This is a genomic window from Streptomyces sp. NBC_00727 (genome assembly GCF_045161745.1).
Classification (GTDB): Bacteria; Actinomycetota; Actinomycetes; order Streptomycetales; family Streptomycetaceae; genus Streptomyces.
Genome location: NZ_CP108981.1, coordinates 5,071,278 through 5,094,908, shown reverse-complemented (window position 1 = coordinate 5,094,908; position 23,631 = coordinate 5,071,278). Strand labels below are relative to the sequence as shown.

Annotated in this window: 14 protein-coding genes; 6 read left to right on the top strand and 8 right to left on the bottom strand. The window is 71.6% G+C overall.

The features are described from left to right. Nucleotides 1-202: 202 nt before the first annotated feature. From OG242_RS23210 to OG242_RS23200, 3 genes are all read right to left on the bottom strand, one after another. A complete protein-coding gene (locus OG242_RS23210; RefSeq protein WP_405899985.1) occupies nucleotides 203-970 on the bottom strand; it encodes an enoyl-CoA hydratase/isomerase family protein in 768 nt (255 codons plus the stop codon). 134 nt (nucleotides 971-1,104) lie between these two features. Then, a complete protein-coding gene (locus OG242_RS23205; RefSeq protein ID WP_405899984.1) occupies nucleotides 1,105-2,352 on the bottom strand; it encodes an Ig-like domain-containing protein in 1,248 nt (415 codons plus the stop codon). Between the two features lie 191 nt (nucleotides 2,353-2,543). Then, nucleotides 2,544-3,776, bottom strand: coding sequence for an Ig-like domain-containing protein (locus tag OG242_RS23200; RefSeq protein WP_405899983.1), 1,233 nt, complete (start codon nucleotides 3,774-3,776; stop codon nucleotides 2,544-2,546). A gap of 153 nt (nucleotides 3,777-3,929) precedes the next feature. Here OG242_RS23200 and glgX point away from each other — a divergent pair, with 153 nt between their 5' ends. Then, complete coding sequence (glgX, locus tag OG242_RS23195; protein WP_405899982.1) at nucleotides 3,930-6,176, top strand: glycogen debranching protein GlgX; 2,247 nt, start codon at nucleotides 3,930-3,932, stop codon at nucleotides 6,174-6,176. Nucleotides 6,177-6,201: 25 nt separating this feature from the next. Here the strand turns inward: glgX and OG242_RS23190 are convergent, their stop codons facing one another. The 4 genes from OG242_RS23190 to OG242_RS23175 are packed head-to-tail and all read right to left on the bottom strand — an operon-like array spanning nucleotide 6,202 to nucleotide 9,903. Then, nucleotides 6,202-6,852, bottom strand: coding sequence for a response regulator (locus OG242_RS23190; protein WP_405899981.1), 651 nt, complete (start codon nucleotides 6,850-6,852; stop codon nucleotides 6,202-6,204). A 31-nt stretch (nucleotides 6,853-6,883) separates the two neighbouring features. After that, complete coding sequence (locus OG242_RS23185; RefSeq protein ID WP_405899980.1) at nucleotides 6,884-8,149, bottom strand: sensor histidine kinase; 1,266 nt, start codon at nucleotides 8,147-8,149, stop codon at nucleotides 6,884-6,886. A gap of 34 nt (nucleotides 8,150-8,183) precedes the next feature. After that, entirely contained in the window at nucleotides 8,184-8,972 is a 789-nt protein-coding gene (locus tag OG242_RS23180) for an ABC transporter permease (RefSeq protein WP_405899979.1), read from the bottom strand. A gap of 1 nt (nucleotide 8,973) precedes the next feature. Beyond that, a complete protein-coding gene (locus tag OG242_RS23175; RefSeq protein ID WP_405899978.1) occupies nucleotides 8,974-9,903 on the bottom strand; it encodes an ABC transporter ATP-binding protein in 930 nt (309 codons plus the stop codon). Between the two features lie 173 nt (nucleotides 9,904-10,076). Here OG242_RS23175 and OG242_RS23170 point away from each other — a divergent pair, with 173 nt between their 5' ends. From OG242_RS23170 to OG242_RS23160, 3 genes are all read left to right on the top strand, one after another. Continuing rightward, entirely contained in the window at nucleotides 10,077-11,975 is a 1,899-nt protein-coding gene (locus tag OG242_RS23170; RefSeq protein ID WP_405899977.1) for an ABC transporter ATP-binding protein, read from the top strand. After that, nucleotides 11,972-13,840 carry an ABC transporter ATP-binding protein gene (locus OG242_RS23165; RefSeq protein WP_405899976.1) on the top strand — a complete coding sequence of 623 codons (1,869 nt, stop codon included), beginning with the start codon at nucleotides 11,972-11,974 and terminating at the stop codon, nucleotides 13,838-13,840. The genes OG242_RS23170 and OG242_RS23165 overlap by 4 nt, the downstream gene beginning before the upstream one ends. 402 nt (nucleotides 13,841-14,242) lie before the next feature. Continuing rightward, nucleotides 14,243-16,297: a M4 family metallopeptidase gene (locus OG242_RS23160; RefSeq protein WP_405899975.1), complete on the top strand. Its 2,055-nt coding sequence runs from the start codon at nucleotides 14,243-14,245 to the stop codon at nucleotides 16,295-16,297. A 114-nt stretch (nucleotides 16,298-16,411) separates the two neighbouring features. Here the strand turns inward: OG242_RS23160 and glgP are convergent, their stop codons facing one another. After that, nucleotides 16,412-19,015: an alpha-glucan family phosphorylase gene (glgP, locus tag OG242_RS23155; RefSeq protein WP_405899974.1), complete on the bottom strand. Its 2,604-nt coding sequence runs from the start codon at nucleotides 19,013-19,015 to the stop codon at nucleotides 16,412-16,414. Nucleotides 19,016-19,727: 712 nt separating this feature from the next. On the opposite strand from glgP, the gene OG242_RS23150 reads away from it, so the two are divergent. Both OG242_RS23150 and treS read left to right on the top strand, forming a co-directional pair. Beyond that, a complete protein-coding gene (locus OG242_RS23150) occupies nucleotides 19,728-21,761 on the top strand; it encodes a maltotransferase domain-containing protein (protein WP_405899973.1) in 2,034 nt (677 codons plus the stop codon). Further along, nucleotides 21,758-23,464, top strand: a complete 1,707-nt coding sequence (gene treS / locus OG242_RS23145) for a maltose alpha-D-glucosyltransferase (protein WP_405899972.1) — start codon at nucleotides 21,758-21,760, stop codon at nucleotides 23,462-23,464. Before OG242_RS23150 ends, treS begins: the two co-directional genes overlap by 4 nt. The last annotated feature ends 167 nt before the right edge of the window (nucleotides 23,465-23,631 follow it).

Sequence of the window (23,631 nt, the reverse complement as noted above, 5' to 3'; positions counted from 1 at the left end):
TAATCAGCCGTCCCCCGAGGGGGGGATGGCATATGCCAGGGGCAGAATGCCTCTTAGAATACCCCTTCTGACCTGCGCCAACGGCGCTTCCGGTCGGGTTCGCCGACGGGCCGGGCGCGGAGCTTCTTAAGGTTCCCTTAAGGTTCCGCTAATCCGCCCGCACGGATGAACGCCCCCGTTGTCGTTCTCAACCGGCGTTCGGTCAGAGGAACTTCGCCTTGCCCGGACCCTCCTCCACGAAGCTGCGCATTCCGCGCTCCCGGTCCTCCGTGGCGAACAGACCGGCGAACCACGTGCGCTCGATCGTGAGGCCCGTGTCGATGTCGGTCTCCAGTCCGGCGTCCACCGCCTCCTTGGCCGCGCGCAGGGCCAGCACCGGCCCCTTCGCCAGCTTGGCCGCCCATGCGTGCGCCTGCTCGTAGACCTCGGCGGCGGGCACCACGCGGTCCACCAGGCCCATCGTCAGGGCCTCTTCGGCCTTGACGTGGCGGCCGGTGAAGATGAGGTCCTTGGCCTTGGCGGGGCCCACCAGCCGGGCGAGCCGCTGGGTGCCGCCGGCGCCCGGGATGAGGCCGAGCAGGATCTCCGGCTGGCCGAGCTTCGCGTTCTCCCCGGCGATGCGGAAGTCCGCGCAGAGGGCCAGCTCGCAGCCGCCGCCGAGCGCGTAGCCGGTGACGGCCGCGACGACGGGCTTGGGGATGCGGGCGACGGCGGTGAAGGAGTCCTGGAGCGCCTTGGACCGCAGCACCATCGCCGCGTGGTCCATGGCCTGCATCTCCTTGATGTCCGCGCCCGCCGCGAACACCTTCTCGCCGCCGTAGAGCACCACGGCGCGCACGTCGTCGCGCCGGGACGCCTCTTCGGCGAGTTCTCGCAGCCGGTCCTGGGTCGCGACGTCCAGGGCGTTCATCGGCGGGCGGTCGAGGCGGATGGTGCCGACGCCGTCGCTTACTTCGAGGGTTACGGTCATGGGGTGCAGGTTAGACCGACCGGCGCACGGGGGGCGGCACGGGCCGGGGGCGGTGCCGTTGGTCACGGCGGACGCGGGCGGGCCCGGCACCGTGGATCTCGGTACCGGGCCCGCCGGGGTGTGTGGTGGGGGACCTACTTGGTCCACTCCGACCAGCTCATGTTCCAGCCGTTGAGGCCGTTGTCCGGGCTGATCGTCTTGTCGTGGGAGTTCTTGACGACCACGACGTCGCCGATGAGCGAGTGGTCGAAGAACCAGGCGGCCGGCATGGACGAGTCGCCGCCGCCGCGCTGGTCCTGGAGGCCGACGCAGCCGTGGCTGGTGTTGGCGTTGCCGAAGACCCCGGAGCCGCCCCAGTAGTTGCCGTGGATGAAGGTGCCCGAGGTGGACAGGCGCATCGCGTGCGGCACGTCCTTGATGTCGTACTCGCCGCCGAAGCCGACGGTGTCGCCGTTCATCCGGGTCACCCGCAGCTTCTCGCTGATGACCATCTGGCCGTTGTACGTGGTGGTGGCCGGGGCGCCCGCCGAGATCGGGATGTCCTTGATCTGCTTGCCGTCACGGACGACCTTCATCCGGTGCGTGTCCGCGTCGACGGTGCTGACCTGGCTGCGGCCGACGGTGAACGAGACGGTCTTGGCCTGCTTGCCGTAGACGCCGGGCCGCCCCTCCACGCCGTCGAGGTTGAGCTCGACGGTCACCTTGGTCCCGGCGGCCCAGTACTCCTCCGGGCGGAAGTCCAGCCGGTCGTTGCCGAACCAGTGGCCCTCGACGGGGACGGCGGGCTCGGCGGTCACCTCGATGGCCTTCTCGACGGCCTCCGGGTCGGTGATGCCCCGGGTGAAGTGGATGGAGACGGGCATGCCGACGCCGACCGTCGAGCCGTCCTCCGGGGTGTACTGGCCGATGAAGGTGTTCTTCGGGACGAGCGTGGTGAAGGTGGTGTCCTTGGCGGACTCACGGCCCTTCGCGTCCTTGGCCACCGCGTGGACCTTGTACTTGGTCGCCGAGGCCAGGTGCTGGTCGGGCACCCAGCTCGCGCCGTCCGCCGCGATCTTCCCCTCGACGTCGCCACCCTTGGGGTCCGAGACCTTGACGACGGTCAGCTTGCCCTGCGCGGCCGTGACCTTCAGTGCCCCGCTCGTGGCGACGTCGTCGGTCCCGTCCTTGGGCGCGACGGTCACCACCGCCTGCGAGGCGCTGGTGTCCTCCTTGACCCCGTCGGCCTTGCCGTCGCCGGCTCCGCCCTCGGCGTCTCCCCCGCCGCACGCCGTCACCAGCAGCAACAGCGCACCGACCGCCAGGGCCGGCAGACCGGTCGCCCTCCGCACACGCCGCCTGCCGCCCCCGGCCGATGTCCCCGATATCGGCTGCCCGTTCAATGTGGTCGTCTCCCCTCACACGGCCCGGCCCCGCCGAGGCCACGGGAACCCGTGGGTTCCCACCCCCGCGCGCTGCACAATGCGCGCTCAGCAAAGAGATAATCACATCGACTGTGGGTAGATCTTCCCGGGAATGTCACCGTTCCGTCCCAAGTGGCCGCGGGGTTGCCCCCGCACCACCAGGACATGCCCTACCGGAGCGCGGAACCCGCCCGCCACCGGGCCCAGCCGAGGTTCCAGCCGCCGAGCCCGTTGTCCGGTGCGACCGTCTTGTCCGGGGAATTGACCACCTCGACGACGTCCCCGATGAGGGTGCGGTCGAAGAACCAGCCGGCCGGGGTCGAGCCGCTGCCGCCCTGGACGTCCCGCAGCCCGATGCAGCCGTGGCTGACGTTGGTGGAGCCGAACACCTCCTCGTCGGACCAGTAGTTGCCGTGGAGGAAGGTGCCGGACTTCGTCAGCCGGATGGCGTGCGGCACGTCCTTGATGTCGTACTCGCCACCGAAGCCCACGGTCCGACCGTCCATCCGCGTCACCTCGTGCATCTCGCTGACCACCATCTTGCCGTTGTACGTGGTGGTCGTCGGGGAGCCCGCGGTGATTGGGACCGTGGAGACGAGCCGCCCGTCCCGGCGCACCTCCATGGTGTGCGCCTCCGAGTCCACCCGGGAGATCTGCTCCCGGCCCACCGTGAACCGCACGGTCTTGCGCTGGCTGCCGTACACCCCCGGCGCCCCCTCCACGTCGGCCAGCCCGATGTCCACGGTGACCTCGGTGCCGGGCTCCCAGTAGGCGGCCGGGCGGAAGTCGAGCCGGGTCTTCCCGAACCAGTGCCCGGCCACCGCCACCGGCGGATCGGCGGTCACCCGGATCGCCCGCTCCACCGCCGCACGCCGGGTGACCGGGCGGTTGAACTCGAAGGACACGATCATGCCGGTGCCCACGGTCGAGCGGTTCTCCGGCTTGAAGTACCCGATGAAGCGGTCCTTGGGGACCGCGGTGGTGAACGTGGTGTGGCGGGCCGCGCGGTGGCCGCCGCCGTCCACGGCGACCGCGTCCACGCTGTACTTCGCGGCCAGCCCCAGCCGCGCGCCCTTCTTCGGCGCCCACGACCTGCCGTCCTCGGCGATCCGGCCCGGTACCTCCTGTTCCTGCGCGTCCTCGATCCGCCGCACCCGGACGCTCTCCAGCCGGCCGTCGGGGACCTCCACCTCCAGCCGTTCGTCCGCCCGGACGTCCTCGGCCCGGTCGGCCGGGGTGATCCGGATCGCCTCCTGCGGCGACCTCGGCTTCCCGCCCATGAACGAACCGGTTCCCGAACAGCCCGTCAGCACGGCCAGGAGGACCAGTACGGCGAGCACTCCCGGCCCGGCCTGATCCAAACGAAGGGCCCTCGCCCCTGCCTTCTTCGCTACGTGAGTCACGTCCCCCCAACGACGGGGGCCGGTCGGGGGAAACGTGAGTGGGTGCCGCCCGGTGGGCAGAACACAGGGGACGACCACACTCGGGGAGCCGCGGCCGGGACGCCGCGCGCCCCCTTTCCGGTGCCGGTCCCACGAGCCGCGGGAGGCGAGCAGGTGTCGAGCGCAGCCGAGCAGGAGGCAGTGCCGAGGACGGACGCGGCGACGACCGGGGCCGTAGTGGAGCGGGCCGCCGCCCCCGCTCCCGGACCGTGCCCGCCCGCGGTGTGGCCGGGGGCGCCGATGCCCCTCGGAGCCCGCTTCAGGACCGGCCCGGACGGGGTCGCGGGCACCAATTTCGCCCTGTGGGCGGGCGGCGCGGAAGCCGTCGAACTGTGCCTCTTCGACGAGGACGGCACGGAGACCCGGCTCGCCCTCACGGAGCTCACCCACGAGATCTGGCACGGCTTCGTACCCGGGGTACGGCCGGGCCGGCGGTACGGCTACCGGGTGCACGGACGGTGGGACCCGTGGACGGGCGCCCGGTGGAACGCGGCGAAGCTCCTCCTCGATCCCTACGCCCGGGCCGTGGACGGCGAATTCACCCTTCCGGCCGAGGCGTACGGCCATGTGAGGGACTGGCCCGACCAGCAGGTCGCCGACACCGTCCGCGACGAACGGGACTCCGCCCCGTACGTCCCCAAAGGGGTCGTCGTCCATGACGACGACGACTGGGCCGACGACCGCAGGCCGAAGACGCCCTGGGCGGACTCCGTCATCTACGAACTGCACGTCAAGGGCTTCACCCGGCGCCACCCCGGCATCCCCGAGGAGCTGCGCGGCACCTACGCCGGGCTCGCCCACCCGGCGGCGACCGGCCATCTGAAGCGCCTCGGGGTGACGGCCGTGGAGCTGCTGCCGGTGCACCAGTTCGCCCACGAGGACCATCTGCTGCGGCGCGGCCTGCGCAACTACTGGGGCTACAACTCGATCGGCTACTTCGCCCCGCACGCCGGCTACTCGGCGAGCGGCACGGCGGGCGGGCAGGTCGGCGAGTTCAAACGGATGGTCCGGGCCCTGCACGACGCGGGCATCGAGGTCATCCTCGACGTCGTCTACAACCACACCGCGGAGGCGGGCGAGCTGGGCCCGATGCTCTCCCTGCGCGGCATCGACAACCGCGGCTACTACCGGCTCCAGGGCGACGCCCGCCGGTACGCCGACTACACCGGCTGCGGCAACACCCTGCACGTCGTCCAGCCGAACGTGCTGCGCCTCATCACCGACTCGCTGCGGTACTGGGTGACCGAGATGGGCGTCGACGGCTTCCGCTTCGACCTCGCGGCGGCGCTCGCCCGCTCCATGCACGACGTCGACATGCTCTCCCCGTTCCTCGCGGTGATCGCCCAGGACCCGGTGCTGCGCCGGGTCAAGCTCATCGCCGAACCCTGGGACGTGGGCAACGGCGGCTACCAGGTGGGCGCCTTCCCGCCGCTGTGGACCGAGTGGAACGACCACTACCGGGACACCGTGCGGGACTTCTGGCGCGGCGCGCTGCCCGACGTACGGGACCTCGGCTACCGGCTGACCGGCTCCAGCGACCTGTACGCCTGGGGCGGGCGGCGCCCGTACGCCTCGGTCAACTTCGTCACCGCGCACGACGGGTTCACCCTGCGCGACCTGGTGAGCTACCAGGGCAAGCACAACGAGGCCAACGGCGAGGACAACCGGGACGGCACCTCGGACAACCGGGCGTGGAACTGCGGCGCCGAGGGCGAGACGGACGACGCGGACGTCAACGCGCTGCGGCGCCGGCAGCTGCGCAACCTGCTCACCACGCTGCTCCTGTCGACCGGGGTGCCGATGCTGGTGGCCGGCGACGAGATGGGCCGCACCCAGGGCGGCAACAACAACGCGTACTGCCAGGACAACGAGACCGGCTGGGTGGACTGGTCGCTCCTGGAACAGCCCGAGTGGCGGGAGCTGACCGCGCTGACCGCCCGGGTTCTCTCGCTGCGCCACCGCCATCCCGTGCTGCGCCGGCGGGCGTTCTTCTCCGGCCGGCCGCAGGCCCCGGACGGGCTGCGGGACCTGGCGTGGTTCACCGGCGAGGGCGCGGAGATGACCGAGTCCGACTGGTACGCGCCGGCCGCGACGGTCGGGCTCTACCTCTCCGGCCGGGACATCCCGGGCCGGGACGCCCGCGGTGAGCAGGTGACCGACGACAGCTTCCTGGCCGTCCTGCACGCGGGCCACCTCCCGGCCCGGTTCCTGCTGCCGGGGCCACCGTGGGCGCAGGCGTACGAACTGGTCCTGGACACCTCGCGCGACGACCAGGCCGAGGCGCCGGGCACGGTCCACCGGGGCGGCGAGCGGCTGACGGTGCCGGAGCGTTCGGTGCTGCTGCTGCGCGTACGGGAGTGAGGACGCCCCCTAGCTAGGACCTGTCTTAGCCGAGGACGCCGCGCTCGTAGCCGGCGGCCACGGCGGCTGCCCGGTCCTTGACGCCCAGCTTGGCGAACAGATGCGTGAGGTGGGTCTTCACGGTGGCCTCGCTGATGAACAGTCCGGCGGCGATCTCCCGGTTGGAGGTCCCCCGGGCGACCAGCGTCAGCACCTCGCGCTCGCGGGCGGACAGCGTCTCGTTGCCGGCGGCGGCCGGGGCGCGTACGGCCGAGACGAGCCGGGAGGCGACGGCCGGTGAGAGCACGGTCCGGCCCTCGGCGGCGGCCCGGACGGCGGTGAACAGCTCCTCGCGGGGCGCGTCCTTGAGGAGGTAGCCGGTCGCGCCCGCCTCGATCGCGGGCAGGGTGTCGGAGTCGGTGTCGTACGTGGTGAGGACGAGGACCTTGGAGCGGGCGCCGCGCCGGGTCAGCTCGGTGATCGCGGCGACCCCGCCGCCGCCCGGCATCCGGAGGTCCATCAGCACCACGTCGGGGTCGAGCCGGGCTGCCATCTCGACGCCCTCGACCCCGTCGGCCGCCTCCCCGAGCACCCGGAACTCCGGTGCGGCGGCGAACATCCCGCGCAGTCCGTCCCGTACGACGGGGTGGTCGTCGACGACGATCAGCGTGATGACGCGCGCGGGTTCCCGGTCCATGACGCACACCGTACGGGACGGTCCCGGGGCGTCAGGCGGCGTCCCGGGCGTGCGGCACCATCGGGACGCGGGCGCAGACCGCCGTGCCGAGGCCGGGTCCGGTCTCCACCTCGACGGTGCCCGCGATGCGTTCGGCGCGGGAGCGCATCCCGCCGAGTCCGAAGCCGCCGGCGCCCCGGTACGGGGGCAGCGCCGCCGGGTCGAAGCCGCGGCCGTCGTCGCGGACGTCGAGGGTGATCTCGTCGCCCATGTAGGAGAGGGTGACCCCGGCCCGGGACGCCTCCGCGTGCCGGCCGGCGTTGGCCAGGGCCTCCTCGGCTATGCGGAGCAGGGTGGCGCCGACCTCGTCGTGGAGGGGTTCGACGGTGCCGGTGACGGTGAACTCGGCGCGTACACCGGTGCGCCGGGACCAGGTGGTGACCGTCTTCCCGAGTGCGCCGGGCAGGTCGTCGTGCTCCAGGGCGGCGGGCAGCAGGTTGTGCACGGAGCGGCGGGCCTCGCCCAGGCTGTGCCGGGCCAGGTCGGCGGCCCGGACCAGGTGTTCGCGGGCGAGGCCCGGGTCGGTGTCGGCGGTGGAGCCGGCGGCCTGGAGCTGGGCGATGATGCCGGTGAGGCCCTGGGCGATGGTGTCGTGGATCTCCGCGGCCAGCCGGCGCCGCTCGTCGGCCACCCCGGCCTCGCGGGCCTGGACGAGGAGCTGGGCGTGGAGTCCGGCGTTCTCCGCGAGGGCCTGCTCCAGGCGGGCGTTGGCGGACTCCAGGGCGCTGATGGTGGCGGTCCGGGCCTGGTCCTGCTCGGCCTCCCGGACCCCGATCTGGGCGAAGATCATGGTGAGGGTCGCGTGCACGGCGAGCACGACGCCGAAGACGACCCAGTTCATCAGGGTGGCGGGCGGCAGGGGGCTGCCGCTCTGCGCGCCCGCCATGATGACGGCGACCGCGAGCAGGCCGGGCCGGATGCCGCGCTCGGGGAGCACCCGGGCGGCGTCGAAGTAGCCGAGCACCGCGTAGATGGAGAAGAAGGGGTTGCACCAGGTGAGCCCGAGGGCCAGCAGGGTGCGGGCGGTGAAGTAGTACACGCCGGTGCGCCGGGCCCCGCCGGGGGCGCTCCGGGACCACCACAGCTGGAGGAGGAGCGCCGCCGGGAGGAGGACCATGGCGGCGCGCTCGTCGGCCGGGGACATGACAAGGTTCCGGGAGACGGCCGAGACGATGGCGGCCAGGCCGAGCAGCCCGTACGGGCCGTACCGGAAGAACCGCCCCCACCACTGCTCGGCCGTCGTGACCTGTGCGCTCATGGCCGCCAGTCTCCCCCGCACCCCGGGCCCCCTTCTACTGCCAGCGGAACGTACGGTTGGCGGCCCAGCCCGCGACCACCGCCCACGCGGCGACCGCGCCGAGGTGGCCCCAGCCCGGCCAGCCGCCCCGGGCCGCCTGGTCCAGCGCCTGGGACGCGGCGCCGAAGGGGGTGGCCTGGACGACGCGGCGGAGCGCGTCCGGCATGGCCTGCACCGGGACCCAGACACCCGCGGTGAACATCATCGCGAAGTACACGACCGAGCCGACGGCGGCGGAGATCTTCGTCGTACGGGAGACGGAGCAGATCAGCGAGCCGAGGGCGAGGACGCAGGCGACCGCGAGCAGCAGCGCCAGCAGATAGCCGAACGGCTGGTCGGGCAGCCGCACTCCGAAGGCGGTCCGGCCGACGGTGATGACCAGCAGGGCGGAGACGAGCGCGGCCGCGCCGTGCAGCGCGATCTGCGCGCCGAGCAGGGCGGAGGGCCGCACCGGGGTGGTGGACATGCGGCGCAGGATGCCGCGTTCGCGGTAGCCGGTCAGGACGGGCGGCATCGCCTGGAGCCCGGACATGATCAGTGCGAGCAGCACCGCGACGGGCACGTACAGGTCGATGACGCGCCGGCCGCCGAGCCCGTCGTCGTGCTCCCGGAAGGACGGGACGAGGCCGAGGATCACCAGGAGCACGGTCGGGAAGACCACGATCCAGAAGAGGCTGCCGGGTTCGCGGAGGAAGAGCCGGGTCTCCGACTTGAGGACGGCGAGCGTCGCGCCGGGCACGGCGGTGCGGGGCGCGGCGGCGGGGGCGGTGTGCGCTGTGGCCATCTCAGGTTGCCCTTTCTGTGGGTCCGCGCCCGTCGGCGGGGCCGGTGAGGTCGAGGAAGGCGTCGTCGAGGGTGGCTTCGGCGACGCGGAGGCGGTGCGCGGTGACGCCGCGCCTGGCCAGCAGCGAGATGACGGCGTTGACGGTCTCGTCGGTGCCGTTGATGACGACCCGGCCGCCCTCGGTCTCGTACGACACCGCACCGGGCAGGCCCGCGAGTCCGGCGTCGGGCAGCGGCTCGGAGGGCGTGAAGGAGATGACCGTGGAGCCGTCGGCGCCGGCGACGAGACCGGCCGGGGTGTCGAGCGCGACGACGCGCCCCTTGTCGATGACGGCGATGCGGTCGCAGAGGCGCTGGGCCTCCTCCATGAAGTGGGTGACGAGCACGACGGTGACGCCGCCGTCCCGCACGTCCTCGATCAGCTGCCAGGTGTCGCGCCGGGCGCGGGGGTCCAGGCCGGTGGTCAGCTCGTCGAGGATGACGACGCGGGGCCGGCCGACGAGGGCGAGCGCGATGGACAGGCGCTGCTTCTGGCCGCCGGAGAGCCGGTGGAAGCGGGTGTCCAGCCTGTCGTGCAGGCCGAGCCGTTCGGCGAGCGGGCGCCAGTCGGCGGGCTCGGGGTAGAACGCGCTGTACAGGTCCAGCGCCTCCCGTACGGTGATCTTGGGCTGGAGTTCGCTCTCCTGGAGCTGGGTGCCGAGCAGTCCGGTCACCCGCTCGCGGTCGGCGACCGGGTCCAGGCCGGCGACCCGGACGGTGCCGGCGTCGGGGACCCGCAGCCCCGCGACGCACTCGACGGTGGTGGTCTTGCCCGCGCCGTTGGGGCCGAGAATCCCGAAGATCTCCCCCTCGTCGACGGCGAAGGAGACCCCGTCGACCACGGGGCGGCCGGCGTAGGCCTTGCGCACCCCGTTCGCTTCGATGATTGCCATGGCACGAGCATCCGCGCGGCGGGCCGGCGGCGGTATCGGCCATCGCGCTCGGACCGGCATCAGCCGATCGGTTGATGTCCCCTACGACCCTTAGGGGGCGCGGGTCGGCCGTTGGTCCGGTGGCGGGATAAAACCGCAGGACCGCTATCCGGACGCATCGTAGGCTCACCCTGATGCGCCAGGAACATGTAGAGCCCAAGGACCGGTCCGCCGTACGCTCCCTGTTGCGGCTGTGGCCGTATGTGAGGCCGGTACGGAACCGGCTCTTCGGCGCGGCCCTGGTGGCGATCGTCGCCTCCTGCCTGGGCCTCGTGATCCCGCTCGTCCTGAAGTGGATCGTCGACGGCCCGGTCGCGGACCGGGACCCGGGCGGGGTCTGGCTCGGCGCGCTGTACCTGCTGCTGCTCGGCCTCCTGGAGGCGGTGCTGTTCGGGGTGCGGCGGTGGATGGTGGCGCGTCCGCTGGCGGGGGTCGAGGCGTCGATGCGCGCCGACCTCTACAGGCATCTGCAACGGCTGCCGGTGGCCTTCCACGACCGTTGGCCGTCGGGGCAGTTGCTGTCGCGCGGGACGACGGACCTGATGCTGGTGCGCATGTTCCTGGTCTTCCCGCTGACCTTTCTGCTGGTCAACGCCACCACGATCCTCGTCGGGTTCGTGGTGCTGCTGGTCCAGGAGTGGACGCTGGGCCTGGTGCTGCTCGCCCCGGTCGTGCCGCTCATGATCATCTGCTCGGCCTTCGAGGCGAAGTACGCGAAGGTCGCGCGGCTGGCCCAGGACCAGGTCGGCGACCTGACGACGGTGGTCGAGGAGAGTGTCCTCGGCATCCGCATCATCAAGGGCTTCGGCCGCCACCGCAGCCAGGCCGGCGCCTTCCGGGACCTCGCCTCCCGGCTGCGCGACACGGAGCTGGGCAAGGCCCGGCTGCTCGCCCGGATCTGGGCCCTCATCACCACGCTGCCCGAACTCGCGATCGGGGCGGCGCTGGTGTGCGGCACCATCGAGGTCGCGAACGGCGACCTGTCCGCGGGCACCCTGGTCGCGTTCCTGTCCACGGCGCTCGCGCTGCGCTGGCCCGTCGAGTCGATCGGCTTCCTGCTGGCGATGAGCCAGGAGACGGCGACGGCGACCGAGCGGTTCTTCGAGGTGATGGACGTCGCCGAGGAGGAGGACACCGGGCAGTCGGCCGCGAACGGCGCCCCCGAGGCGGGCGGCATGGTCTTCGAGGGCGTCGAGTTCCGCTATCCCGACGCGGAGGAGGGCTCGGCGCCCGTGCTGGCCGGGATCGACCTGCGCATCCGGCCGGGCGAGACGATGGCCCTGGTCGGCGCGACCGGCTCCGGCAAGACCACGCTCACCTCGCTGGTGCCCCGGCTGTACGAGGCGACCGCCGGGCGGATCACCCTGGACGGCGAGGACATCACCGCGATGCCCCGCGCCCGGCTGCGCGAGCTGGTGTCGGTGGCGTTCGAGGAGCCGACGCTCTTCTCGGCGAGCGTCGGCGAGAACGTGCGGATGGGCGCCGGGAACGCGGACGAGGAGGAGCTGCTGCGGGCGCTCTCGGTGGCCCAGGCCGACTTCGTCCACGACCTGCCGCACGGCGTCGGCACGGAGGTCGGCGAGCAGGGCCTGAGCCTGTCGGGCGGCCAGCGCCAGCGCCTCGCCCTGGCCCGGGCCGTGGTGGGCCGGCCACGCTTCCTGGTCCTCGACGACCCGCTCTCGGCGCTCGACGTGCACACGGAGACCCTGGTGGAGGCGGCGCTGCGCCAGGTCCTGGCGGAGACCACGGCGGTGGTGGTCGCGCACCGGCCGTCCACCGTGATGCTCGCGGACCGGGTGGCGCTGCTGTCCGAGGGCCGGATCACCGCGGTCGGCACCCACCAGGAACTCCTGCGCACCAGCGCGGAGTACGCCTGGCTGATGTCGGGCGCGGACCGGCCGGACGGCGGTGGCCTCCCCGAGGGCGGGGACGCGGTGGGCCGCCCGCGCGAGGACGCACCCGTACCCGCACCGCAGACCGACGACGAACCCCTGGGCGCGAAGGCCCCTGCCGAGGAGGGCAGCACCCGATGACCAGCACCACGACCGGACGGCCGGCGGAACCGGGCGGCGACGAGGACGAGCGGGAGGCCCCCGCCGGGAAGGCCGGCGACCCCTTCGACCGCGACGACCTGCCGACCCCGCGCGGCGCGACCGGGCGGCTGCTCGGATCGCTGCTGCGGCCGATGCGGGGGCGGGTGGCGGTGGCCGCCCTGATCATCCTGTTGCAGCAGGCCGCGGTACAGGCGGGCCCGCTGCTGGTCGCGTACGCCATCGACAGCGGGGTGCCCGCCTTCCGCGACAACGACTACGGGCCGCTGATCGCCGTGGCGCTGGGCTACGCGCTCTGCTCGGCCGGTGCCGGCGCCCTGCAGTACGCCTTCGTCCGGGTGTCCGCGCGGGTCAGCCAGGACGTCCTGATCGACCTGCGCGGCCGGATCTTCCGCCACGCGCAGGCGCTGAGCGTGGACTTCCACGAGCGGTACACCTCGGGGCGGCTGATCTCGCGGTCCACCACGGACCTGGAGTCGCTGCGGGAACTGCTGGAGGAGGGCCTCCAGGAGCTGATCTACGTCATCCTCTCGTTCGCCTCCATCGCCGTGATCCTGCTCTGGCTCGACCTGGCGACGGGCGCGGCCGCCGTGGCGTCCTTCCTGCCGCTGTATCTGCTGGTGCGGCTCTACCGGAAGCGCTCCGCGGTGATCTTCGCCGCCCGTTCCACGGCGATCGCCTCGGTCGTCGTGAAGTTCGCTGAGACCATGAACGGCATCCGGCCGGTCCAGGCGTTCCGCCGCGAGCCGGTCAACGACGCCGTGTTCCGGGAGCTGAACACACGTCACCGCGTCACCAACGGCGACGCGACGCTGGAGAACGCGCGTTACGTCGTCGGCTCACGGCTGGTCGCCAACACGGCGGTGGCCGGAATCGTGCTGTGGGGCGCGTACCGCGTCGCCTCCGGCGATCTCGCGCTCGGGGTGCTGGCCGCGGTGGTGCTCTATCTGCGGCGGCTCTACGACCCGATCGACCGGCTCAGCATGTTCCTCAACTCCTTCGCGTCGGCCGCCGCCTCCGTGGGGAAGATCGCCGGCCTGCTGGCCCAGACGCCCACCGTGCCTCAGGCCCTGGAGCCCCGGGAGCTGCCGCCGCGTGCGGGCGGTGAGCCGGGCCGCGAGGTGGTCTTCGACGGGGTGGCCTTCGCGTACCGGACGGGTGGCGAGGTGCTGCCCCGGTTCGACCTGACCGTTCCGGCGGGGCAGACGGTGGCGGTGGTCGGCTCCACGGGCGCCGGCAAGTCGACGCTGGCCAAGCTGCTGGCCCGGTTCTACGACCCGACCGAGGGCCGGGTCCTGCTGGACGGCGTCGACCTGCGGGACCTCGCCACGCCCGAACTGCGGCGCGGGGTGGTGATGGTGACCCAGGAGGCGTTCCTGTTCTCCGGGACGGTCGCGGAGAACATCGCGATCGGCCGCCCGGAAGCGAGCCGCGAGGAGATCGAGCAGGCGGCGAAGGCGATCGGCGCGCACGACTTCATCACCGGTCTGCCCGACGGCTACGACACCGACGTACGCAAGCGGGGCGGCCGGATCTCGGCCGGTCAGCGCCAGTTGGTGGCGTTCGCCCGGGCGCTGCTGGCCGACCCGGCGGTGCTGATCCTCGACGAGGCGACCAGTTCGCTGGACATCCCGGGCGAGCGCGCGGTCCAGCAGGCCATGGACACCGTGCTGCACGGCCGCACCGCCGTGGTGATCGCGCACCGCCTGTCGACCGTGGAGGTGGCGGACCGGGTGCTCGTGATGGAGCGGGGGCGGATCGTGGAGGACGGCGCCCCGGCCGAACTCATCGGCGGCACGGGCCGGTTCGCCGGACTGCACCGCGCCTGGCGCGAGAGCCTCGCCTGACCCCTGGGACGTGTTTTGGAAGCCCCGGTGGTCCGCCCCCTGTGTCCGGGGGCGGACCACCGGGATCGCGCCACACTCACAGACCGTCTCGACAGGTGGGAACTTTCCGCTTGTTCACATTCGTGCCGCACCGCGCTCACTCGTGCGTAACCCCGACGCGCCCTGCGCTTTCCAGTCGTCCGGGCCCTCCGGGCCCCCCTTGGCACGTCCGCGTGAAGATCCGCGAAACGTCCGCTTAACGAACACGCATCTTCCGGCAACGAACGAATTCCGGCCAAGTTGTTGACGCGGTCCTGACAGAGATGGCCGACTCCTGACACTCTTCACCCCGTTCTGCGCACTGCTTGCTCTGCCCGGACGGCTCACCCAGCCGCCGGTACCCCCCTCGCAGAAGGAGTCCGCGTGAGATCCACGCACAGCCGTCGTACCACCGCGACCGGCGCTCTGATAGCCGCAGCCGCCCTCCTCGCCGTAGGAGTCCAGACCGGATCGGCCTCGGCCGCACCGGACACCGGCAACGCAAGGACCGCCTCCGCCTCCAAGGCGAACCCGGGCGCCCTGGCCAAGCAGCTCTCGCCCTCGCAGCGGGCCGAGCTGATCCGCCAGGCCACCGAGAGCCGGGCGGCCACCGCGAAGAAGCTCGGCCTCGGGTCCCAGGAGAAGCTCGTCGTCCGCGACGTCATCCAGGACAACGACGGCACCACGCACACCCGTTACGAGCGCACCTTCGACGGCCTCCCGGTCCTCGGCGGCGACCTCGTCGTCCAGGAGTCGAAGGCCGGCGCGACCGAGAGCGTCGTCAAGGCGTCCCGCGCCACCGCCTCCCAGCTGAAGGCCGTCGACACCGTCGCGGACATCGCCCCGGCGGCGGCCAGCAAGCAGGCGCTCGGCGCGGCGAAGGCGGCCGGCTCGGACAGGGCCGAGGCGGACAAGGCGCCCCGCAAGGTCGTCTGGATGGCCTCGGGCACCCCGCAGCTCGCGTACGAGACCGTGGTCGGCGGCCTCCAGGAGGACGGCACCCCGAACGCGCTGCACGTCATCACGGACGCCTCCACCGGAGCGAAGCTCTACGAGTGGCAGGCCATCGAGAACGGCGTCGGCAACACCGAGTACAGCGGCCAGGTAACCCTGGGCACCTCCGGGTCCTCCGGCTCGTACAGCCTGACCGACACCGCACGCGGCAGCCACAAGACGTACAACCTGAACCACGGCACCTCCGGCAAGGGCACCCTCTTCTCCGGCTCCGACGACGTCTGGGGCAACGGCAGCGCCTCGAACGCGGAGACCGCGGCGGCGGACGCCCACTACGGCGCGGCCGAGACCTGGGACTACTACAAGGAAGTCCACGGCCGGAACGGCATCCGGGGCGACGGCGTCGGCGCGTACTCCCGCGTCCACTACGGCAACAACTACGTCAACGCCTTCTGGGACGACAGCTGCTTCTGCATGACGTACGGCGACGGCAGCGGCAACGCCAACCCGCTGACCGCGCTGGACGTGGCGGCCCACGAGATGAGCCACGGCGTCACCTCGAACACCGCCGGTCTGAACTACAGCGGTGAGTCCGGCGGCCTCAACGAGGCGACCAGCGACATCTTCGCCACCGCCGTGGAGTTCTACTCCAACAACGCCACCGACAAGGGCGACTACCTCATCGGTGAGAAGATCGACATCAACGGCGACGGCACCCCGCTGCGCTACCAGGACAAGCCCAGCAAGGACGGGGCGTCCAAGGACGCCTGGTACTCGGGCATCGGCAACGTCGACGTCCACTACTCGTCGGGTCCGGCCAACCACTTCTTCTACCTGCTGTCCGAGGGCAGCGGCGCGAAGACCATCAACGGCGTCAACTACAACTCCCCGACCTCCGACGGTCTGCCGGTGACCGGCATCGGCCGCGCCAAGGCCGAGCAGATCTGGTTCAAGGCGCTCACCACGAAGTTCACCTCCACCACCAACTACGCGGGGGCCCGCACCGGCACGCTCGCGGTGGCCGGTGAGCTGTACGGCACCAGCAGCGCCGAGTACAAGGCCGTCCAGGACGCCTGGGCCGGAATCAACGTCGGTGAGCGCTCCGGCGGCGGCACCGACCCGGGCGACCCGGGCGACGGCACGGTCTTCGAGAACAACAGCGTCGTGTCCATCCCGGACGGCCGCTCGTCCGTCACCAGCGCGGTCACCGTCTCCGGCCGCTCCGGCAAGGCGCCCAGCACCCTGAAGGTCGGTGTGGACATCACCCACACCTACCGCGGTGACCTGGTCATCGACCTCGTCGCCCCGGACGGCAGCACCTACCGGCTGAAGAACGCGAACATCAGCGACTCCGCGAACGACGTCAAGGCGACGTACACCGTCAACGCCTCGTCCGAGACCGCCAACGGCACCTGGAAGCTGAAGGTCCAGGACGTCTACCGCGGGGACACCGGGAAGATCAACAGCTTCAAGCTGACCTTCTGAACCGCACGAACGCCACCCCCCACCGCGCGGGCCACCGCATGACCCGCCGCTGACACGGAACCGCCCGGGAGGAGACCCCTCCCGGGCGGTTCCGCCATGCCGGAGCCGCGCGCCTCAGCGCATCAGCACGCCCCCGCCGTCACCCGCGGCCCCCGCCGGCTGGGCGACCAGGCCGAGTTCGGCGCCGCTCCCCAGCAGCCGGTGGGCGGGCAGCACGCGCACGGTGTAGCCGTACGGGCCCGTGCGGTCCAGGGCGAGCGGGCCCTCGTACAGCCAGTGGCCCTCCAGGTCCTGGCCGCCCGCCGGCTTCAGCGGGAAGACCTGCGCTTCGGAGATCGCGTCCGACGAGTCGACCCGCCCGGCCACCGCCTGCACCTCCACGTCGTCCGGCGCCAGCGCGCCCAGCGAGATCCGGACCCGCAGCGCCAGCGTGGAGCCCAGCTCCGCCGTCGTACCGGATGCGGTCGGCGTCACCGCCTCCACATGGTCCACGGCCACCCGCGGCCAGGCGGCCCGGACCTTCGCCTTCCAGCCCGCCAGCTCCCGCGCCTGCGCCGCGTCCATGGAGCGCCGGGCGAGCGCGGCGGGGGCGTACAGCCGCTCCACGTACTCCGTGACCATGCGGTCGGCGAGCACCTTGGGGCCCAGGATGCCCATGGTGCGGCGGACCATCTCGATCCAGCGGCCGGGCAGCCCCTCGTCGCCGCGCTCGTAGAAGTGCGGCGCGACCCGGTCCTCGATCAGCTCGTACAGGGCATTGGCCTCCAGGTCGTCGCGCCGGTCCTCGTCCAGCGCGCTGCCCTCGGCCGTCGGGATCGCCCAGCCGAAGTCCGGCTCGAACCACTCGTCCCACCAGCCGTCCAGCACGGACAGGTTGAGGCAGCCGTTGAGCGCGGCCTTCATCCCGCTCGTCCCGCAGGCCTCCAGCGGGCGCAGCGGGTTGTTCAGCCAGACGTCGCAGCCCGGGTAGAGCTTCTGGGCCATCGCCATGCCGTAGTCGGGCAGGAAGACGATGCGGTGGCGGACCCTGGCGTCGTCGGCGAACCTGACCAGCTCCTGGACCAGCCGCTTCCCGCCGTCGTCGGCCGGGTGCGCCTTGCCCGCGACGACGATCTGGACCGGCCGCTCGGGGTGCAGCAGCAGCCCCCGCAGCCGGTCGCGGTCGCGCAGCATCAGCGTCAGCCGCTTGTACGAGGGGACGCGGCGGGCGAAGCCGATGGTCAGCACGTCGGGGTCCAGGACGCCGTCGATCCAGCCGAGTTCGGCGGGCTGGGCGCCCCGGTGGCGCCAGGAGGCGTGCAGCCGCTCCCGGACCTCGTCCACGAGCTGTCCGCGCAGGGTGCGGCGCAGCTCCCAGAGGCGGCGGGCGGGGATGTCGGCGACGGAGTCCCAGCGGCCGGGTGTGCCGCCGGACTCGGCGCGCAGCCGGAGGACCTCGGGGGCGACCCAGGTCGGTGCGTGGACGCCGTTGGTGACGGAGGTGATCGGCACCTCACGGGCGTCGAAGCCCGGCCAGAGCCCGGCGAACATCTCGCGGCTGACCGCACCGTGCAGCGTGGAGACGCCGTTGGCGCGCTGGGCGAGCCGCAGCCCCATGACCGCCATGTTGAAGACGCCCCGGTCGCCGTCCGGGTAGGTCTCGGTGCCGAGTTCCAGGACGCGTTCGGCGGGGACGCCGGGCAGTTCGCCGTCCTCGCCGAAGTGGCGGGCGACGAGTTCGCGGTCGAACCGGTCGATTCCGGCCGGGACCGGGGTGTGGGTGGTGAAGACGGTGCCGGCGCGCACGGACTCCACCGCGGAGTCGAAGTCCAGGCCGGTGGTGGCCAGCTCCCGGATGCGCTCCAGGCCGAGGAAGCCGGCGTGGCCCTCGTTGGTGTGGAAGACCTCGGGTGCGGGGTGGCCGGTGAGCCGGCAGTAGGCCCGCACGGCGCGGACCCCGCCGATGCCCAGCAGCATCTCCTGGAGCAGCCGGTGCTCGCTGCCGCCGCCGTAGAGCCGGTCGGTGACCTCGCGTTCGCCGGGGAGGTTCTCCTCGACGTCGGAGTCGAGCATGAGCAGGGGGACCCGGCCGACGTGGGCCTGCCAGATCTGGGCGTGCAGGGTGCGGCCGCCGGGCAGGGCCAGGGCGACCTGGCTGGGGGTGCCGTCGGCCTCGCGCATCAGGGTGAGCGGCAGCTCGTTGGGGTCGAGGACGGGGTAGTGCTCCTGCTGCCAGCCGTCCCGGGACAGGCTCTGCCGGAAGTAGCCGTGGCGGTAGAGCAGGCCGACGCCGACGAGGGGCACGCCCAGGTCGCTGGCGGCCTTGAGGTGGTCCCCGGCGAGGATGCCGAGCCCGCCGGAGTACTGGGGCAGGGCGGCGGTCACCCCGAATTCGGGCGAGAAGTAGGCGATGGCGGCGGGAAGCGCGCCGCCCCGTTCGCGCTGCTCCTGGTACCAGCGGGGCCCCTGGAGGTACTCCCGGAGGTCGGCGGACGCCTCGGCGAGCCGGTGCAGAAACGCTTCGTCACGGGCGAGTTCCGCGAGCCGCCCGGCGGAGACGGAGCCGAGCAGGCGGACGGGGTCGCACTCCGCCGCGGAGCCGGCCGCCGGGTCGACGGCCCGGAAGAGGTCGCGGGTCTCGGTGTGCCAGGACCAGCGCAGGTTCCGCGCCAGGTCGCTGAGGGGTTGGAGGGAGTCCGGAAGGACGGGACGCACGGTGAATCGACGAATGGCCTTCACGTATTCCACCTTTACAGGGGACGTACGAATCCGAGCGGGACGCACCACCATGTGCGCCGCTCCGTCACCCTCGACGGTAGCCGCGTGCCCGGTGCGCGGGACACGGCGCGAACGGTCCGCGCGGAGTGCGACCGGGGCGTTCCGGGCGCCCGTGCGCCACCGTCCCGTACGCCTCGCGCATCTCCGCACGTGTCACCGGGCCCACCCGTCACAGGCGTTATGGCCGATTCCTTCCCCTCGTGCGGCCTTGTGGGCGTTCGCGCCACAAGGAAAGCTGCCGGGTGGCGCCCTTTCCCACCCGCGTGCGCCGGTTCCGCGCAATCCCGCGTGCGCGCGGCGGAGCCCGGCGCATTCGGTACGTCCCCCATACGCCCGAGCAGACGACATATCACCGGATTGGCCCACCGCGATGTGGGGGAAGGCTTCTCCGGTAACCCGGAACGAAGGCATTCGGATGACACCCGATGGCGGTTCATCTCCGGCACGCGCGTGATTCATTCCCTGGCCGCCGATGAACGGTCCCCGGTTCGTATACGACCTGTTTGGACTGCCATTCGAGTGAACGCGGACAGGAGCGGCCATGCCCAGACCCCACCAGTCATCCACCGAGCGGCTAGAAAGGACGCATCCCCACCCTCGCGGCGCGCGCGTTCAGCCTTCGGCGCCCGCTGCCCACTTTGCCGAGTCCGAGCTTCAGTCCCCAGGTGATTCCATGATCGGTCGCATTCCCGTCCTCGACGTCCATCCGCTCGTCGATTGCGGCAGAAGGCCCGCCAAGGCCGTTGCCGGTGAGACCTTCCAGGTCACCGCGACCGTCTTCCGGGAGGGCCATGACGCGGTGGCGGCCAATGTCGTGCTGCACAGTCCGAGCGGGCGCCCGGGTCCCTGGACGCCGATGCGCGAGCTGGCGCCGGGCACCGACCGCTGGGGCGCCGAGGTGACGCCGGACGCCGAGGGCCGCTGGACGTACACCGTCGAGGCGTGGAGCGACCCGGTCGCCACCTGGCGCCACGCGGCGCAGATCAAGGTCCCGGCGGGCATCGACACCGAGCTGATGCTGGCCGAGGGCGCCGAGCTGTACGAGCGGGCCGCCGAGGGCGTGCCCAAGCGCGACGGCCGCGAGGCGGTGCTGGCCGCGGTGGACGCGCTGCGCGACGAGTCCCGGCCGGCCGAGGCGCGGCTGGCCGCGGCCCTGGCGCCGGAGGCCCGGCAGGCGCTCGACCGCCACCCGCTGCGCGAACTGGTCACCGCGTCCCGCCCGCACCCGCTGGTCGTCGAGCGCCGGCGCGCGCTGTACGGCTCCTGGTACGAGCTGTTCCCGCGGTCGGAGGGGGCCAGGTTCGAGCCCGCGAAGCCGCGCAAGGGGCGCGGGGCCAAGTCCGCCGAGCCGCAGCCGCCCCGGCTCGTCGGCGGCACCTTCCGTACCGCGGCCGAGCGGCTTCCGGCGGTCGCCGCGATGGGCTTCGACGTGGTCTACCTGCCGCCCGTCCACCCCATCGGCACGACCCACCGCAAGGGCCCGAACAACTCGCTGACGCCCGGCCCGCAGGATGTGGGCGTGCCCTGGGCGATCGGTTCGGCCGAGGGCGGGCACGACGCGGTCCACCCGGATCTGGGCACGCTGGAGGACTTCGGGCATTTCGTGGAGACGGCCCGTAATCTGCGGATGGAAGTGGCCCTGGATTTCGCCCTCCAGTGCTCGCCGGACCATCCGTGGGTGCAGAAGCATCCCGAGTGGTTCCACCACCGGGCCGACGGCTCGATCGCCTACGCGGAGAATCCGCCGAAGAAATACCAGGACATCTACCCGATCGCCTTCGACAAGGATCTTGAAGGCATCGTCGCGGAGAGCGTGCGCATCCTGCGTTTCTGGATGGCCCGGGGCGTACGGATCTTCCGCGTCGACAATCCGCACACCAAGCCGGTGATCTTCTGGGAGAAGGTGATCGCGGAGATCAACGGCACCGACCCCGATGTGATCTTCCTGGCCGAGGCATTCACCCGGCCCGCGATGATGCGCACCCTCGCCGCCATCGGGTTCCAGCAGTCCTACACGTATTTCACCTGGCGCGACAGCCGGCAGGAAATCACGGATTACGTGAACGAGCTGGCCCGTGACACCGCCGCGTTCATGCGGCCGAATTTCTTCGTGAACACCCCCGACATCCTTCCCGGATACCTTCAGCAGGGCGGCCGGCCCGCTTTTGAGGCACGGGCGGTGCTCGCGGCGACCCTCTCCCCCTCCTGGGGGGTGTACGCGGGGTTCGAGCTGTGCGAGAACACCCCGATCCACCACGGCAGTGAGGAGTACCTCGACTCGGAGAAGTACGAGATCCGGCCCAGGGACTGGGAAGCCGCGGAGCGCGAGGGCCGTTCGCTGGCCCCGCTCATCACCTCGCTCAACCGGATCAGGCGCCGCCACCCGGCCCTGCAGCAGCTGCGTGACGTGCACTTCCACGCGTCGGACAACGACGCGGTGATCGCGTACAGCAAGCGTTCCGGTTCGAACATCCTTCTGGTGGTCGTCAACCTCGACCCGCACCACACCCAGGAGGCGACCGTCTCGTTGGACATGCCGCAACTCGGCCTCGACCGGCACGAGAGCGTGCCGGTGCGCGACGAGCTCACCGGCACTTCCTATCACTGGGGCAGGACGTTCTATGTGCGCCTCGAACCGGGCGTGACGCCCGCGCACATCGCCGTCCTGCGACCGTCCCCGCCGACCGGAGGGTCACCCACACCATGATCGTCAATGAGCCCGTCCACGACACGTTCGAGGACACCCCGGCCAAGGACCGCGATCCCGACTGGTTCAAGCGTGCCGTGTTCTACGAGGTCCTCGTCCGGTCCTTCCAGGACTCCAACGGCGACGGCATCGGAGACCTGAAGGGGATCACCGCCAAGCTCGACTACCTCCAGTGGCTGGGGGTCGACTGCCTCTGGCTGCCGCCCTTCTTCAAGTCACCGCTGCGCGACGGCGGTTACGACGTGTCGGACTACACGGCCGTGCTGCCGGAGTTCGGCGACCTCGCCGACTTCGTGGAGTTCGTCGACGCCGCCCACCAGCGCGGCATGCGCGTGATCATCGACTTCGTCATGAATCACACGAGCGACCAGCACGAGTGGTTCCAGCAGTCCCGGACCGACCCCGACGGGCCGTACGGCGACTACTACGTCTGGGCCGACGACGACAAGCAGTTCCAGGACGCCCGGATCATCTTCGTGGACACGGAGTCGTCCAACTGGACCTTCGACCCGGTGCGCAAGCAGTACTACTGGCACCGGTTCTTCTCGCACCAGCCCGACCTCAACTACGAGAACCCGGCGGTGCAGGAGGAGATCATCTCCGCGCTCCGCTTCTGGCTGGACCTGGGCATCGACGGCTTCCGGGTCGACGCGGTGCCGTACCTCTACCAGCGCGAGGGCACCAACTGCGAGAACCTCCCCGAGACCCACAACTTCCTGAAGCGGGTCCGCAAGGAGATCGACGCCAACTACCCGGACACGGTGCTGCTCGCCGAGGCCAACCAGTGGCCCGAGGACGTCGTCGACTACTTCGGCGACTACCAGTCCGGCGGCGACGAGTGCCACATGGCGTTCCACTTCCCCGTGATGCCGCGCATCTTCATGGCGGTGCGGCGCGAGAGCCGCTACCCGGTCTCCGAAATCCTGGCGAAGACCCCGTCGATCCCGCAGAACTGCCAGTGGGGCATCTTCCTGCGCAACCACGACGAGCTGACGCTCGAAATGGTCACGGACGAAGAGCGCGACTACATGTACGCGGAGTACGCCAAGGACCCGCGGATGCGGGCCAACATCGGCATCCGCCGCCGGCTGGCCCCGCTGCTGGACAACGACCGCAACCAGATCGAGCTGTTCACCGCGCTGCTGCTGTCGCTGCCGGGCTCCCCGATCCTCTACTACGGGGACGAGATCGGGATGGGCGACAACATCTGGCTGGGCGACCGGGACGCCGTACGCACCCCGATGCAGTGGACGCCCGACCGCAACGCGGGCTTCTCCTCCAGCGATCCGGGGCGGCTGTTCCTGCCCACCATCATGGACCCGGTCTACGGCTACCAGGTCACCAACGTCGAGGCGTCGATGGCCTCCCCGTCCTCGCTGCTGCACTGGACGCGGCGGATGATCGAGATCCGCAAGCAGAACCCGGCGTTCGGCCTCGGCACGTACAACGAACTGCCGTCCTCCAACCCGGCCGTGCTCGCCTTCACCCGTGAGCACGGCGACGACCTCGTGCTGTGCGTCCACAACTTCTCGCGGTTCGCACAGCCGACGGAGCTCGACCTCAGGTCCTTCAACGGGCGTCATCCGGTGGAGCTGATCGGCGGGGTGCGCTTCCCCGCCATCGGTCAGTGGCCCTACCTGCTGACTCTCGCGGGACACGGCTTCTACTGGTTCCGGCTGCGCAAGGACGCGCCGCCGAGCTGACGCGTACGGCACTGTGCGGGGCGGTTACCGCCGCCCCGCACGGGGCACTCGCCCCCATACCGGGTGGTTCAGGAAGCTTCCTGGATTCTCCTGGCGTTTCTATCCCCTCATGTCGAGTCCGTACGGATCATCCTGACCCGACACGTCCCGCACAGCCGGACAGCCAA

What these genes read in the sequence shown, in the direction of transcription:
- OG242_RS23210 (WP_405899985.1), bottom strand. Translation starts at nt 970, where the DNA reads ATGACCGTAACCCTCGAAGTAAGCGACGGCGTCGGCACCATCCGCCTC.
- OG242_RS23175 (WP_405899978.1), bottom strand. Translation starts at nt 9,903, where the DNA reads ATGGCAATCATCGAAGCGAACGGGGTGCGCAAGGCCTACGCCGGCCGC.
- OG242_RS23170 (WP_405899977.1), top strand. Translation starts at nt 10,077, where the DNA reads ATGCGCCAGGAACATGTAGAGCCCAAGGACCGGTCCGCCGTACGCTCC.
- OG242_RS23180 (WP_405899979.1), bottom strand. Translation starts at nt 8,972, where the DNA reads ATGGCCACAGCGCACACCGCCCCCGCCGCCGCGCCCCGCACCGCCGTG.
- OG242_RS23165 (WP_405899976.1), top strand. Translation starts at nt 11,972, where the DNA reads ATGACCAGCACCACGACCGGACGGCCGGCGGAACCGGGCGGCGACGAG.
- OG242_RS23185 (WP_405899980.1), bottom strand. Translation starts at nt 8,149, where the DNA reads ATGAGCGCACAGGTCACGACGGCCGAGCAGTGGTGGGGGCGGTTCTTC.
- treS (WP_405899972.1), top strand. Translation starts at nt 21,758, where the DNA reads ATGATCGTCAATGAGCCCGTCCACGACACGTTCGAGGACACCCCGGCC.
- OG242_RS23190 (WP_405899981.1), bottom strand. Translation starts at nt 6,852, where the DNA reads ATGGACCGGGAACCCGCGCGCGTCATCACGCTGATCGTCGTCGACGAC.
- OG242_RS23150 (WP_405899973.1), top strand. Translation starts at nt 19,728, where the DNA reads ATGATCGGTCGCATTCCCGTCCTCGACGTCCATCCGCTCGTCGATTGC.